The following is a 14,080-nucleotide window of genomic DNA, read 5'->3' as shown; positions in this document are numbered from 1 at the left end:
GTGGATCACCGCAGCTTCGGGTCGAACGCTTCGCGGATCTTGTCGCCCAGGATGATGAAGGCGAGAACCGTCAGCGCGAGGAAGGTGGACGGGACGATCAGCGGGATCGGGTTGGTGCGGACCTTGCCGATACCCGACGCCTGAGAGATCTGCAGGCCCCAGGACTGGGCTGGCGGTTCGAGGCCGACGCCGAGGAACGACAGCGACGCCTCGGCCGCGATGAACGAGCCCAGCGCGATCGTGACCACCACGAGGAAGGGCGCCAGCGCGTTCGGCAGGATGTGCCGCCACATGATGCGGCCGTTGCCTGCCCCCAGCATCCGGGCCGCCTGGACGTAGTCCTGCTGCTTGGCCGAGATGACCGAGGAGCGCACCACCCGAGAGGCCGTGGTCCAGCCCAGGCCGCCGAGCACCAGGACGAACGCGATGATGCGGGCGGTGTTGCCGCCGCCGGCGTTGTCCACGCGCTTCATGATCACCAGGCCGGCCAGGATCAGCGGCAGGCCCAGCACGATGTCGGTGAGGCGGGACAGGACAGCGTCGATCCAGCCGCCGAAGAAGCCGGACGTGAGACCGGCCAGCACGGCCAGCACGCCTGCGAACAGCGCGGCGCAGAAGCCGATCAGCAGCGAGTTGCGCGCGCCGTAGATCGCCCGGGTGTAGACGTCGCAACCCTGGTAGTCGTAGCCGAAGATGGCCGGGCCGCTGGGGCCGGCGTTCTGGTTGGACAGCTGGCAGGCCGTACCCGGGTCGCCGCTGGTGAACAGCTGCGGGAACACCGCCATCACCAGCGCCACCAGCGTGATGAGCATGGCCAGCCAGAACAGCGGGCGGCGGCTCAGGTCGTGCCACGCGTCGGCCGTCGCGCTGCGGGCGCGCTTGACCTCGAGGGTGTGCGGCTGCCCGGGGGCGTTGGGCTCGCCGGCCGGGCCGGGGGTGGCTGTGTGCAACTCGGAGGCTGTCACGTTCTCGAATTCACTCATTGTCTTCCGCCTACTCGTACCGGATCCGCGGATCGAGCACCGCGTACAGCAGGTCCACGATCAGGTTGGCGACAAGGAACACCACGACGAGCACGCTCACGGTGCCGATGACCACGGGGGCATCGCCCAGGGTGAGGTTCTTGTACAGCAGGTTGCCGATGCCGGTGATGTTGAAGACGCTCTCGGTGATGATCGCGCCGCCCATCAGCGAGCCCAGTTCGACACCGAGGAAGGTCACGATCGGGATCAGTGAGTTGCGCAGCACGTGTACGCCGATGACGCGGCGAGCGGGGATGCCCTTCGACCGCGCGGTGCGCACGAAGTCGGCGCGCAGATTCTCGCTGACCGAGGCGCGCGTCAGCCGCATCGCCGTGGCCAGCGACAGTGCACCCAGGATGATGCCGGGCAGGAGCAGCTCGTACCACGTGGCCGGGTTGTTGGCGGTGGCCGGGAAGATCGGCCACTTGATGCCGAACAGCAGCTGGCCGATCGGGGCGAGCACCACGGTCGGGATGCCGATGATGACCAGCGTGAGGACGAGGGTGCTGTTGTCGAAGACGCCGCCGCGCCGGATGCCGGCGAGCACACCTGCCAGCACGCCGAAGATCATGGCGAACAGCAGGGCGATCGTGGCGAGCATGGCCGTGGTGGGCAGGCGCTCCAGGATCATCTCGCTGACAGGGCGGCCGGTCAGCGAGGTGCCGAGGTCGCCGTGGAGCAGGTCGGAGAGGTAGTGCCAGTAGCGCTGGAGAAACGGGTCGTTGAAGTGGTACTGCTTCTCCAGCTGGGCGCGCTGGATCGCGGAGACGGGGCGCTCACCGGCGAGGTTCTGGATCGGGTCGCCTTCGCCGCCCGCGAACATCAGGGTGAAGACGATGAAGGTGGTCCCGATGAAGACCAGGATCATCTGTAGCAGGCGCCGCACTATGTAGCGGAACATCGTCGTTCTTCTCTCACCGGGCAGCACAATTCGGTACGAATAGTCGCATTGTTCGTACCACGGGGCTGCGGTCGACGTGGTGGTAGTGCACAAACCCGGTCTCGCGGGTAACCGCGGGCGACTGGGCGGGGTTCAGTCAGGCGCGGAGGGTGGTGCCGATCCGCCGGACCGGCACCACCCTCCAAGGTCGATCGCCTACGTCAGCCGACGTACTGGATCTTGTTCAGGTCGACCCGGCTGAACAGGTCGAGCGAAACATCCTTGACCTTGGTCGAGTGACCGAAGCTGTTCTGGCCGAAGCGCAGCGGCAGCACCGGCAGGTCCTGCGCGAGCAGGTCCTCAGCGGCCTGGTACTTCTTGATCGCCTCGTCCTGGGTCGCCGCGGCCGAGCCCTCCTTCAGCAGGTTGTCGAAGGTGGGGTTGCTGTAGCCGTAGTAGTTCGACGAACCGTTGGTCGAGTACAGCGGGCCGAGGTAGTTCTCCATGGACGGGTAGTCCATGGACCAGCCCATGCGGAACATGCCGATGTCCTTCTTCGCCTTGGCCTTGGTGAGCAGGTCGGCGAACTTCGGCTCCGGGGTGCCGACGCAGTCGACGCCCAGGTTGGTCTTCAGCTGGTTGCAGGTCGCGTCGACCCACGCCTGGTGACCACCGTCAGCGTTGTACGTGATGTTCAGCGACTTGGGGCCGCCGGCAGCCGTGTACATCTGCTTGGCCTCGGTCGGGTTGAACTCACACGCCGCACCGCAGGTCTTGTCGCGGTAGCCCGCGACGACCGGGGAGACGAACGAGTAGGCAGCCCGCTGCGAGCCCTGGAACACCTTGTTGACGATCTCCTCGCGGTCGATCGCCATCGAGATGGCCTTGCGGACCTCGGCCTTGCTGAAGCGCGGGTCGAAGGTCGGGAACGCCAGCACCTGCAGGGTCGAGGCCGGGCTGGTCTGGTAGCGGTCGCCCAGGTCGCCCTGGACGGTCGGCAGGCTGTCGGTCGGGATCTGCTTGATCACGTCCAGGTTGTTGGCCTGCAGGTCCGCGTACTCGGCGGCGTCGTTCTGGTAGATCTTGAAGTTCGCGCCACCGATGGTCGGCTTGGTGCCGGCGAAGGCGTCGTACTTCTCGACCTCGATGCCCGAGTCGTGGTTCCAGTTACCCTTGATCTTGAAGGGACCGTTGCCGACCGGAGCCTGCTCGAAGTCCTTCTTCAGCACCAGCGGGCTGGCGGTGTCGCTCTCCCACGCGGCCTTCGGCAGCGGGTAGAACGCGGTGTAGCCCAGCAGCGACTTGAACTCGCTGAACGGCGCGTTCAGGGTCACCGTGAAGGTCTTGTCGTCGACCTTCTTCAGGCCCGACAGGGTGGTCGCGGTGGGGGTGGTCTTCGCGTCGGCCGGGTTGAGCGCCGCGTAGCCCTCGACCTTGTCGAAGAAGTAGTTGTTGTCCTGGGCGTTCGGGGCGTAGGCGCCGTAGTTCCAGGCGTTGATGTAGCTGTCGGCGGTGACCGGCTCGCCGTTGTGGAACGTCCAGCCGTCCTTCAGCTTGATCGTCCAGGTCTTGTTGTCGGTCGTGCTGATCTCCTGCGCGGCGACCTCGTACGGCTTGTTGGCCTCGTCGAAGTCCACCAGGGGGGCGAACAGCGCCGCCAGCACCTGGGAGCCACTGGTCTCCGAGGTGTTGGTCGGGATCAGGTGCTTCGGTTCGGCGATTCCGACCGACACGACACCGTTGGGGTTGGTGCTACCCGTGTCGCTGCCACCGCTCTTGCCACAGGCCGACAGGCCCAGAGTGACAGCGAGCGGGAGAGCGGCCCAGGCCGCGAGCCTACGGACCTGCATTGAGCCTCCTCATCTCCTACGTCCCACGTGCATCGACGGCAGGCTGACCTGCCGTTGTCACGCAGTGCAACGTCCGGCAAAGGTAGGACGAAGGCTGGCCCGCCACCAAACTCGCGGGTTGCAGATTCGCAACAGTCTACGAGTGGACCACTTGCGGATCTGCCAGCTGATTTGGTATTAGGAGACAGCCCGCCATATGTACCGTTATGGGGATTATGCCTGATCCTCGGCGTGACGGGCGCGACTGTCGGTGGTCACATCGTGGACACGATCACCGCCCGATTTGCCCCCAAAAGTCGTCCCAGATGATGGAAGATCCTGCCACCAAGGCCACAGGGTGATCTATCACACTGTTACCTACGGTTATATGACCAGGTCAACAGGCATTTAATAGATCAACTTGAGCGCCGGTTTTCGGCGTACCCCTGCCCGATCCTCACCTTTGCCCACGTTGCCGTGAGCCTTCGTCCCGCTGTCTTTCGACGTCGGCCTATCGAGTCGACGTCCCGGAGGAAGGACTCGATGAGATAGGCCAACGTGTATGGAAGGGCGTGGCGGGGTGGTGCCGACGGCGGGTGGGCATGTCCCGGTTCGGAGGAATGTGGCGAGGTGGCAGGATCGGCGGTATGACGGCGACGATCCTCAACGGCACCGAGACCGCGGCGGCGATCAAAGCCGACCTGCGCGAGCGGGTCGCGCAGCTGGCGGCCCGCGGCGTGGTGCCCGGCCTGGGCACCGTGCTGGTCGGCGACGATCCGGGCTCGCACTGGTACGTCAACGGCAAGCACCGCGACTGCGCCGAGGTCGGCATCGCCTCGCTGCGTCGTGACCTGCCCGCCGACGCCACCCAGTCCGATGTCGAGCGCGCCGTCGCCGAACTCAACGCCGACCCGGCGTGCACCGGCTACATCGTCCAGTTGCCGCTGCCGAAGGGCCTGGACGAGCAGCGGGTGCTGGAGCTGATCGATCCGGACAAGGACGCCGACGGGCTGCACCCGATCAACCTTGGCCGCCTGGTCCTCGGCGTGCCCGCACCGCTGCCGTGCACGCCGCGCGGCATCATCGAGCTGCTGCGCCGATACCACGTGCCGATCGCCGGGGCCGAGGTCGTCGTGATCGGTCGCGGCGTGACCGTGGGCCGCCCGATGGGCCTGCTGCTGACCCGGCGCACCGAGAACGCCACCGCGACGCTGTGCCACACCGGCACCAAGGACCTGGCCGGGCACGTACGCCGGGCCGACGTCGTCATCGCGGCGGCCGGGGTGCCCGGCATCGTCACCGCGGACATGGTCAAACCCGGGGCGGCCGTGCTCGACGTCGGCGTGTCGCGGGTGGAGGGCGCCGACGGCAAGAAGCACATCGTCGGTGACGTCCACCCGGACGTGGCCGGGGTGGCCGGGTTCATGTCGCCCAACCCCGGCGGCGTCGGCCCGATGACCAGGGCGATGCTGCTCACCAACGTGGTCGAGCGGGCCGAGGCGGCGCGCTAGCCCACACCCGCCGCACCCAGCGGGCCTCGCATAGACGGCTCGGGCTATGGTGCGGAATCGTTACACCTTCGTCACAGGACCGCGCTGGTCACCACCAGACGTCCGCCAGCAGGGAGTATGTGCCAATGGGCAAGAAGGTCACCGTCGTCGGCGCCGGTTTCTACGGCTCGACCACCGCGCAGCGGCTCGCCGAGTACGACGTCTTCGAGACGGTCGTGCTGACCGACATCATCGAGGGCAAGCCGGAGGGCCTGGCCCTGGACCTCAACCAGTCGCGGTCCATCGAGGGCTTCGAGACCAAGGTGATCGGTGCCACCACCGGCGTCGACGGCTCGGGCTACGAGGCGATCGCCGGGTCGGACATCGTCGTGATCACCGCGGGCCTGCCGCGCAAGCCGGGCATGAGCCGCATGGACCTGCTCGAGGTCAACGCGAAGATCGTGCGCGGCGTGGCCGAGCAGGTCGCCAAGCACGCGCCGAACGCCGTCGTCATCGTGGTGTCCAACCCGCTGGACGAGATGACCGCGCTGGCCCAGCTCGCCACCCAGTTCCCCAAGAACCGGGTCATCGGCCAGGCCGGCATGCTCGACACCGCGCGCTTCACCCACTTCGTCGCCGAGGAGCTGGGCGTCCCGGTGGGCTCGGTCAAGACGCTGACCCTGGGTTCGCACGGCGACACCATGGTGCCGGTCCCGTCGCGCTGCACCGTCGACGGCAAGCCGCTGTCCGACCTGCTGCCCGCCGAGAAGATCGAGGAGCTGGTCACCCGTACCCGCAACGGTGGTGCCGAGGTCGTGGCGCTGCTCAAGACCGGTTCGGCGTACTACGCGCCGTCGGCGGCCGCCGCCCGCATGGCCAAGGCCGTGGCCGAGGACTCCGGCGAGGTCATGCCGGTCTGCGCCTGGGTCGACGGTGAGTACGGCATCTCCGGCGTGTACCTCGGCGTCGAGGCCGCGATCGGCGCCACCGGCGCCAAGAACATCGTGCTGACCGACCTCAGCGAGTCGGAGCTCGCCGGGCTGAAGGAGGCTGCCGAGGCCGTCCGCGCCAAGCAGGCCGACGTAGCCGGTCTCTGACGCTCACGCGTCGTGACGAAGGGCACCTTCGCCGGTCGAGTCGGACGGCGGAAGGTGCCCTTCCCGGTTACTTGAACTGGTCGGGGAACTGCGCGACGATGCCGTTCCCGAAGTAGCCGACCATGTTCTGCACGTCCTGGTAATAGGCTTCGTTGCCGGCGAAGCTCTGTGCGTAGTCGCCGCCGGCGAAGCTGGTGACGGCGGCGGTGAGCAGCGTCAGGTTCCGGTCGAGCAGCTGGCGTGTCTGCTCGTACGGGAAGTGTTCGGGATTTGCCGCGCTGAGGACCTTCGCCAGCTCGGCATGGCTCTGCTGCCATCGGCCGGTGGCGTCGGCGAGCTTGGCCCGGTCGCCGGCGCCGGCGGCGGGCACCAGGTCGGCGGCGATGGCGACCTGGTTCGACAGGATGCTGGTGATCTTGTCGCCGGTGTCCGTGCCGTAGTACTTGGCGAAGACGTCGCCGATGTCCTTCTGGTTCTTCAGCAGGCTGGCGGCCGCGGCCGCCGCGGCCCCGGGATGCGCGCTGCCCAGGATCGCGGCGACGTAGTACTCCCTCGTGGACCGGGCGCTGTCGGACCACTGCGTGCCCAGGGCCGTCCACAGGTCGGCTTTGGCCTGGTCGCCCGAGGGACTCCTCGCTGCCGCACCGGCTGTTCCGAGTAGTCCGACGGCCAGGGCGAGCCAGACGGCTCCCAGCAGACTTCTGACGATTGCTCTCACGACGTGCCTCCCCGCGAGTGATCCGCACTTCACGGCGTATCTCCGTACCCGTACCCGTCGCCGGGCAAACCGGGGCGCGCGTCGGCCAGCCGCGGCGGCCCGCCGGAGAGGCGTCTGTCGGTAGTGGGCACTATGGTGTGGCGCATGGCATTGGACCTGCTTGACATGCTGCCGGCCGAGTGGCGCGACGTGATGAAGCCGCATCTGGACCTCGACGCCACCGCGAAGCTCTCCGCCTTCGTCGAGGCCGAGTACGCGGCCGGCCCCGTCTTCCCGCCCGCCGAGGACCTGTTCACCGCGTTCCGGCTGACCTCCCCGGCGCACACCCGGGTGCTGATCCTGGGGCAGGACCCCTATTTCAAGCCCGGCCAGGCGCACGGGTTGAGCTTCAGCGTTCGCCCCGGCGTGCCGGTGCCGCCGAGCCTGCGCAACGTATACAAGGAGCTCAAGGACGACCTGGGCGTGAACCCGCCGGCCAACGGCGACCTGACCGGCTGGGCCGCGCAGGGCGTGCTGATGCTGAACGCGGTCATGACGGTGCGCTCGGGCACCCCGAACAGCCACGCCAACCAGGGCTGGGAGCAGTTCACCGACGCCGCGATCAAGGCCGTCAACGACTCGCCGTACCGGGTGGTGTTCGTGCTCTGGGGGTCGTACGCGCGCAAGAAGGCGTCGCTGGTGCGCAACCCGCAGCACGTGGTGCTGGAGGCCGGTCACCCGAGCCCGATGAACCAGAAGGGTTTCCTGGGCAGCAAGCCGTTTTCGCAGATCAAGACCGCCCTGGCCGAGGCCGGGCGGGGCGAGATCACCTGGGCCTGACGAGGCGGGGCGGCCTGGTGGCCGCCCCGCCCCGCGTTCACTCCGGCTCGGACCGCTGGAGTGGGATCTTGCCGTCGTGCAGGGCGCGCATCAGCGTGGCGGCCAGGCCGTCGAGGCTGGAGCCGCCGGTGACCAGTACCTCCGGCATGATGTTGATCTTTCCTTCGGCGATGGCGTTGGCCAGCGCGACCAGAGCGGTCGGCAGCTCGCCGATGGCCTCGCGCTGCGCCTGGAAACCGGCCGCGCGGGCCAGCCCGAGCGCCTCTGTCGCCTTCGCCTCGGCCAGACCGACGGCCTGGGCGCGATCGGCCTCGGCCTGGCCGGTGAGCCGCACGTACGCCGCCTGACCACCCGCCTCGGCCTCGCGGGCCTTCGCCTTGTTGCCGCTGATCTCGACCGAGACCGCCGCCGCGGCGAGTTCGGCCTGCATGTCGGCGGTGCCGCGCGCCTTCTCCATCTGCACCCGCACCGTCTCGGCCCGCTGCTGCTCCTCGTACGTCGCCCGCTGCTGGTTGGCGATCTCGCGGTGCGTCAGCACCTCGACCAGCTCCGGCGGGAACACCACGTCCTGGATGTAGACGCCCCGGGTCTCCACGTCGTACCCGGCCAGGTACTGCGTGATCGCCGCGTAGGCGGCCTGCTGCACCTCGTGCCGGGTCTCGATGAACTTGATCGCCTCCAGGGCCTGCAGCGTGTTGCGGAAGTGGTTGCCCACCGCCGACTGCAGCACCTCGTTCACCAGGTTCAGCATCGTGCCGACCATCGAGATGACCCGGGGCGCGCGGCCGTCGGAGACGTGGATCTGCACCTGCAGGTCGATGCGGAACACGAAGCCCTCACGGCTCTTGCCGATGATCGGCTCCAGCCGTGCGTCCAGGTCGTGCGCGGTCGACATGTGGTGCGCCCAGTTCAGGGTCAGGATGAACGTCGGCACCAGCTCGGCGGCGTAGATGCGCGGGTTGATCGCGTACTTGCCGGTGCGCAGCGGCTCCTGCCAGATGCCGCGGTGGCCGGGGCGCACGATGCTGCCGAACTTGAAGTCGGTGCCGGAGGTGTCCAGGGTCGGCAGGCCGACGAAGCCCTTGATGACCGCGACCTGGCCCTGGTTGACCACCAGCATCGGCACCATCTCGACCAGCACCAGGAACGGGTTGAGCAGGTACGCGCCGTACAGCAGCGGGTCGTGCTGCAGGCCGATCCGTCCGCCCGCGTCCAGGAACGCCTGGAAGTCCTGGTAGTTGTTGTGCACCTCGTTCTTCGAGCCCAGCAGCACGTCCATGATCTCGGCGTCGCTGGTGTCGGGGTTCTCCTCCATCGTGGCGATGTCGTGGAACCCACCCAGGCGGCTGGCCAGGTCACCCGAGGGCAGCGGCTCGCCTTCGAGCACGGTGACCAGGCCGATCATGTCCTTGTCGCCGTGCGGCGAGATCACCACGACCTTCAGCCGCTCGGCGGTGAGGCCGAACGCGGCCGGGGTCAGCTTGCGGCTCGCGGCCAGGGCCTGGAACTCCGGCGACACCGGTACGCCGAAGACCGAGCGGGCGGTGATGATCAGGAACGCGACCGGGTGGATCGGCACCAGCGTGCCGGGCGGCAGCACCGGCCGCTGCACGCCCTTCTCGCCGTCGTTGGCGACGAATCCGCGCAGGTCGGAGAAGTTGCCGAACTCCGGCTTGAAGCGGGCGCTCTTGGCGCCGATCGGCAGCGGGGCGCCGACCTGGGCGATCACCACGCCGATCTCTCCGGCGGGCACCTGCACCCAGGGGAACTTGGTGACCGTGTAGATCGGCCACAGCTTGAAGCGCTGGCCGGGCATGAGCAGGTCGGCCTGGTAGCCGGCCTCTCCGGCGAACGCGACGGGGTTGTCGTCGGACAGCTTGCGGCCGACGCGCTTGGTGACCAGACCGACCTCGGTCGGACCGATCTTGTGGGTGGACTTCATCAGGACGATGACGAGCAGTAGCAGGCCGGCGATGACCAGAACGGTGAGCGCCGGCAGGAATGGCAGCGGGTCGCTGTCCATGTCCTCATCTCCTCGGATGAGAGTTGGGCTCGTGTCGGTCGCCGAGCGTAGACCCGGTCGGCAAGACGCCGGATAGGGCACGCCGTGCCGTCGGGGCGGCATCGGTGAGAGCTGGGGCACCCTGGGGGTTGCGGCAGGTGGGTACGGCAGTACGCTCGTACTGCTAAATCGTGCGACCGCCGCCCGGCGCTTCCGCCGGACGCCCGAAGGTAAGAGGAGCGCCTGCGAGATGGCGAAGATCAAGGTAAACAACCCCGTCGTCGAGCTTGACGGCGACGAGATGACCCGGATCATCTGGAAGCAGATCCGCGAGCAGCTGATCCTGCCCTACCTCGACGTGGAGCTGGAGTACTACGACCTCGGCATGGAGCACCGCGACGCCACCGACGACCAGGTGACGATCGACGCGGCGAACGCGATCAAGCGGCACGGCGTGGGCGTCAAGTGCGCCACCATCACCCCGGACGAGGCCCGGGTCGCCGAGTTCGGCCTGAAGAAGATGTGGAAGTCGCCCAACGGCACCATCCGCAACATCCTCGGCGGCGTCATCTTCCGCGAGCCGATCATCATGAGCAACGTGCCGCGGCTCGTGCCGGGCTGGACCAAGCCGATCGTCGTCGGCCGTCACGCCCACGGTGACCAGTACAAGGCCACCGACTTCGTGGTGCCCGGCCCCGGCAAGGTGACCGTCACCTACACCCCGGCCGACGGCACCGAGCCGATGGAGTTCACCATCGCCGACTTCCCCGGCGGCGGCGTCGCGATGGGCATGTACAACTACGACGACTCGATCCGCGACTTCGCGCGCGCGTCGTTCAGCTACGGCCTGCTGCGCAACTACCCGGTCTACCTGTCGACCAAGAACACGATCCTCAAGGCGTACGACGGCCGGTTCAAGGACATCTTCGCCGAGATCTTCGAGACCGAGTTCAAGGCGGAGTTCGAGGCCAAGGGCCTGACCTACGAGCACCGGCTGATCGACGACATGGTCGCCGCCGCGCTGAAGTGGGAGGGCGGCTACGTCTGGGCGTGCAAGAACTACGACGGTGACGTGCAGTCCGACATCGTGGCGCAGGGCTTCGGCTCGCTGGGCCTGATGACGTCGGTGCTGATGACGCCCGACGGCCGCACCGTCGAGGCCGAGGCCGCGCACGGCACGGTCACCCGGCACTACCGCCAGTGGCAGAAGGGCGAGAAGACGTCGACCAACCCGATCGCGTCGATCTTCGCCTGGACCCGTGGCCTGGCCCACCGCGGCAAGCTGGACGGCACTCCGGAGGTGACCCGCTTCGCCGACACGCTGGAGCAGGTCATCATCGAGACCGTCGAGGGCGGCGCGATGACCAAGGACCTCTCGCTGCTGATCTCGCGGGACGCGCCGTGGCAGACCACCGAGGAGTTCATGAACACCCTGGACACGGCGCTGGCCCGCAAGCTCGGCGCCTGATCACCCGTTTCCTGCCCGATCCGACATCGTTGGACAGGGCATAAAACGGAATAATCCCGCCTGAAAGTCCCTTCCCAGAGACCAGACCCGCGCCCGTGCGGGTCTGGTCTTTTTCTGTGCCCGGTCGCCCGCTCGCCCCCGCGCCCGCGCCCCCGCGTCCTCGGGCGCGCGCCGCCTCGGTGATCGTGCAGTTTCGGGGAAAGTGCAGGAATCTTGGCCGCCTTTCGTGCAGTTTCCCGGAAACTGCAGCCACGCCACCCGCGCTCACACCCGCACCCGCACCCGCGCTCGCACACGCACCCACGCTCGCACCCGCACCGCACACGCACCCGCGCTCGCACCCACGCTCGCACACGCACCCACGCTCGCACCCGCACCGCACACGCACCCGCGCTCGCACCGCCGCCCGCACCGAGCGGCGGGGCGTGGCGTGGGGGTGGCGTGGGGTGGGGGTCAGGAGGGTGGGAGCCAGACCGGGCCGTCGGGGGTGTCGCGGACCTCGATGCGGGCTGCGGCCAGCGCGTCGCGGACCTGGTCGGCGGCGGGCCAGTCGCGACGCTCGCGGGCGGACTGCCGTACCACCAGCAGGGCCTCGACCAGCGGAGTGAGCAGCGGTGTCGGATCAGCCGTGCCCGCCAGCTCGCCCAGCCGCACCACCATGCCCCGCAACAGCCCACGCGCATGATCACCGTCGTTGGAGACGTTGGTGTCGGCCGTCCAGTCGGTGATCACCTGCTCCAGGTCGAGCGCGGCCGCCACGCAGCCGTCGATGTCGCGGGCGTTCAGCGCCGTGGTGAACCGCTGCTCGACCTCGTCGGCCGCCTCACGCAGGCTGGTCGCCACCCTGGTCCCGCCGCCGACCACGCCGTCGCCGCCGCTGCCGCCGAGTGCGTCGCCGTGGCCACGGCCGTCGCCATTGCCGCGCGCAAGGCTCTGACCTGCCGTCTTTGCGTCCTCACCGGCCATCGCGGTGCGGTCACCTGCGCCCCAGCGGCCGTCTGCGGGCAGCACGTGGCTGTCGCCCACCGTCACGCTGTCCGCCGAGGTCCCGGCGCCGTCGCCGCGATGCCCGTCCGGCCCTCCGGCCGTCGCGTGGACTGCGGCGTCAAGAAGGGGCCCTTCTACTACGGAAACCGATAAGAAGGGGCCCTTCCTTTCGTCGGGGAAGGGGAGGGGGAGGGTGGTGTTGGGCGGGTAGGTGGTGCTTTGGCCGTGGCGGCGCAGGGTGAGGCGGCCGTTGCCGGTGACGGTCGCGGTGCGCTGGTCGAGGTCGCAGATCAGGGCGGTGTGCTCGTCGACGCCGACGATGAGGTGGTCGTCGGGCAGCTCGCGTTCCAGCAGGCGTAGGCGGGGCTCGCCGAGGTAGCAGTAGCGGGTGTCGTGGTGGCCGCCCTCGGCGTTGTCGTAGTGCGGGATGACAACCGCGGGCACCCCCGTGAGCTGCTCAAACAGGTTCAGTCCGGGCAGCCAGTGCGGGTCGGCGCCGGCTTTGTAGATCTCGTACACGGGGATGGTGTGCGAGCCGAGGGTCAGTGCGGCGGCGCTGGCGAAGACGAGGACGTCGGCGCGGGGCAGCACGGTGGGCAGGTCGGTGTCGCGCCACTGGCGTAGGGCGTACGAGGGCGAGCCCGGCCCGGCGAAGATCCAGCTCGCGCCGCGCAGGGCGGTCAGGGCGCGTTCCCGGTCCAGCCCCGGCCCCGGCGCGCGGCGCCAGCTCACGACCTCGACGGCCTGCCCCACGCTCTGCGCGAAGTAGCCGACCGCGCGGGCGCTGATCTCGTCGGCGTTGAGCTGGAACCCGTACGGCGTGTCCAGCAGCACCGCTCGCCCGCCGGTCGGCATGGCCGCGAACAGGCTGCGGTGTGGCTTGATCATCGTGGGGGTGGTCTCGCCGGAACCCATCACCACCAGCAGGCGGGTCATGCCACCGCCTCTGCGCCGGGGACCAGGGTGAGCAGGTCGGCGGCGACCCGGTCCGGGTGCTGGGCGTGCAGGTCGTGGTCGGCGCCGGGATACCAGCTGATGCGCGCTTGCGGCATGGCCGCGGCTGCCGCGCGGACCTGTTCGGACCGCTCGTCGTCGGGCCCGCGCGCGGGCAGCAGCAGGGCGGGGACGGTGACCAGCGGCAGGTCGGCGCCGGCGGGTTCGTCCCACAGCGAGCGCAGAATCAGCAGGTGGCGCGGGATGGTCAGGCGCCGCCACATGGTGCCGTCGGGCTCGACGCGCATGTTGGCCAGCGTGGCCGCCTTGGCGGTGGCCGACCAGTCCGGGTGACTGGACTCCAGCCAGCCGCGCATGTCGGTGGCGGGTCGGCCGTCGATGTCGCCGGGGCGTAGCGCGGCCTCGCAGGCGGTCCAGTCGGGGAAGTTGGCGCGCAGGTCGATCCAGCCGCCGTCGACCAGGCCGATCGCGCCCGGCAGCTCCGGGTGCTTGGCGGCCAGGCGCACCACCACGTTGCCGCCCCAGGACTGCCCGGCCACGATCGGCCGGGACAGCCCGAGCGCCGCGATGATCGCGGCCAGGTCGTCGGCGGCGGTGCCGGTGTCGTAGCCGTGTTCGGGGGCGTCTGACTCGCCGTGCCCGCGCAGGTCCACCGACCAGCTCGGATGCCCGGCCGCGGCGAGGTGGTCGGCCACCTCGTCCCACAGGTGGGCGTTGGAGGACAGCCCGTGGACCAGCAGAAACGGCTCTCGCGAGCCGTCGCGGTGGCGCAGCCGCAGCCGTATGCCAGGTTCGACCTCGACGTCGTTCACAT

The 14,080-nt window shown here is 68.9% G+C and carries 11 protein-coding genes; 4 read left to right on the top strand and 7 right to left on the bottom strand.

What is annotated here, in order from left to right:
* Nucleotides 1-5: 5 nt before the first annotated feature.
* The 3 genes from KUA19_RS06000 to KUA19_RS05990 form a co-directional block, all read right to left on the bottom strand.
* Nucleotides 6-983 carry an ABC transporter permease gene (locus KUA19_RS06000; protein ID WP_217395085.1) on the bottom strand — a complete coding sequence of 326 codons (978 nt, stop codon included), beginning with the start codon at nucleotides 981-983 and terminating at the stop codon, nucleotides 6-8.
* Nucleotides 984-993: 10 nt separating this feature from the next.
* Nucleotides 994-1,923: an ABC transporter permease gene (locus KUA19_RS05995; protein WP_217395084.1), complete on the bottom strand. Its 930-nt coding sequence runs from the start codon at nucleotides 1,921-1,923 to the stop codon at nucleotides 994-996.
* Nucleotides 1,924-2,123: 200 nt separating this feature from the next.
* Complete coding sequence (locus KUA19_RS05990; RefSeq protein WP_217395083.1) at nucleotides 2,124-3,752, bottom strand: peptide ABC transporter substrate-binding protein; 1,629 nt, start codon at nucleotides 3,750-3,752, stop codon at nucleotides 2,124-2,126.
* A gap of 626 nt (nucleotides 3,753-4,378) precedes the next feature.
* Between KUA19_RS05990 and KUA19_RS05985 the strand changes: the two genes are divergently transcribed.
* Both KUA19_RS05985 and mdh read left to right on the top strand, forming a co-directional pair.
* Nucleotides 4,379-5,242: a bifunctional methylenetetrahydrofolate dehydrogenase/methenyltetrahydrofolate cyclohydrolase gene (locus KUA19_RS05985; RefSeq protein WP_217395082.1), complete on the top strand. Its 864-nt coding sequence runs from the start codon at nucleotides 4,379-4,381 to the stop codon at nucleotides 5,240-5,242.
* Between the two features lie 125 nt (nucleotides 5,243-5,367).
* Nucleotides 5,368-6,318 (top strand): malate dehydrogenase, encoded by a 951-nt coding sequence (gene mdh / locus KUA19_RS05980; RefSeq protein ID WP_217395081.1) that lies wholly within the window; start codon nucleotides 5,368-5,370, stop codon nucleotides 6,316-6,318.
* 67 nt (nucleotides 6,319-6,385) lie between these two features.
* On the opposite strand, the gene KUA19_RS05975 is transcribed toward mdh, so the two are convergent.
* Entirely contained in the window at nucleotides 6,386-7,036 is a 651-nt protein-coding gene (locus KUA19_RS05975) for a hypothetical protein (protein ID WP_217395080.1), read from the bottom strand.
* 144 nt (nucleotides 7,037-7,180) lie between these two features.
* Between KUA19_RS05975 and KUA19_RS05970 the strand changes: the two genes are divergently transcribed.
* Nucleotides 7,181-7,855: a uracil-DNA glycosylase gene (locus tag KUA19_RS05970; RefSeq protein WP_254548678.1), complete on the top strand. Its 675-nt coding sequence runs from the start codon at nucleotides 7,181-7,183 to the stop codon at nucleotides 7,853-7,855.
* A 37-nt stretch (nucleotides 7,856-7,892) separates the two neighbouring features.
* On the opposite strand, the gene KUA19_RS05965 is transcribed toward KUA19_RS05970, so the two are convergent.
* The gene (locus KUA19_RS05965; protein ID WP_217395078.1) at nucleotides 7,893-9,878 is read right to left on the bottom strand and encodes an SPFH domain-containing protein; all 1,986 of its coding nucleotides are present in this window, start codon (nucleotides 9,876-9,878) and stop codon (nucleotides 7,893-7,895) included.
* A 229-nt stretch (nucleotides 9,879-10,107) separates the two neighbouring features.
* Between KUA19_RS05965 and KUA19_RS05960 the strand changes: the two genes are divergently transcribed.
* Nucleotides 10,108-11,325: an NADP-dependent isocitrate dehydrogenase gene (locus KUA19_RS05960; RefSeq protein WP_217395077.1), complete on the top strand. Its 1,218-nt coding sequence runs from the start codon at nucleotides 10,108-10,110 to the stop codon at nucleotides 11,323-11,325.
* Nucleotides 11,326-11,778: 453 nt separating this feature from the next.
* Here KUA19_RS05960 and KUA19_RS05955 read toward each other — a convergent pair whose 3' ends face one another.
* Together KUA19_RS05955 and KUA19_RS05950 are read right to left on the bottom strand one after the other, a co-directional pair.
* A complete protein-coding gene (locus tag KUA19_RS05955) occupies nucleotides 11,779-13,248 on the bottom strand; it encodes a CysS/YqeB C-terminal domain-containing protein (RefSeq protein ID WP_217395076.1) in 1,470 nt (489 codons plus the stop codon).
* On the bottom strand, nucleotides 13,245-14,078 hold the full coding sequence (locus tag KUA19_RS05950) for an alpha/beta fold hydrolase (protein ID WP_217395075.1): 834 nt from the start codon (nucleotides 14,076-14,078) through the stop codon (nucleotides 13,245-13,247). The genes KUA19_RS05955 and KUA19_RS05950 overlap by 4 nt, the downstream gene beginning before the upstream one ends.
* Between the last annotated feature and the right edge of the window lie 2 nt (nucleotides 14,079-14,080).

Origin of the sequence: Catellatospora tritici (assembly GCF_019083965.1) — a bacterium.
GTDB classification, from domain to species: Bacteria; Actinomycetota; Actinomycetes; order Mycobacteriales; family Micromonosporaceae; genus Catellatospora; species Catellatospora tritici.
The sequence above is the reverse complement of the archived record's forward strand: the minus strand, read 5'-3'. Positions and strand labels throughout refer to the sequence as shown.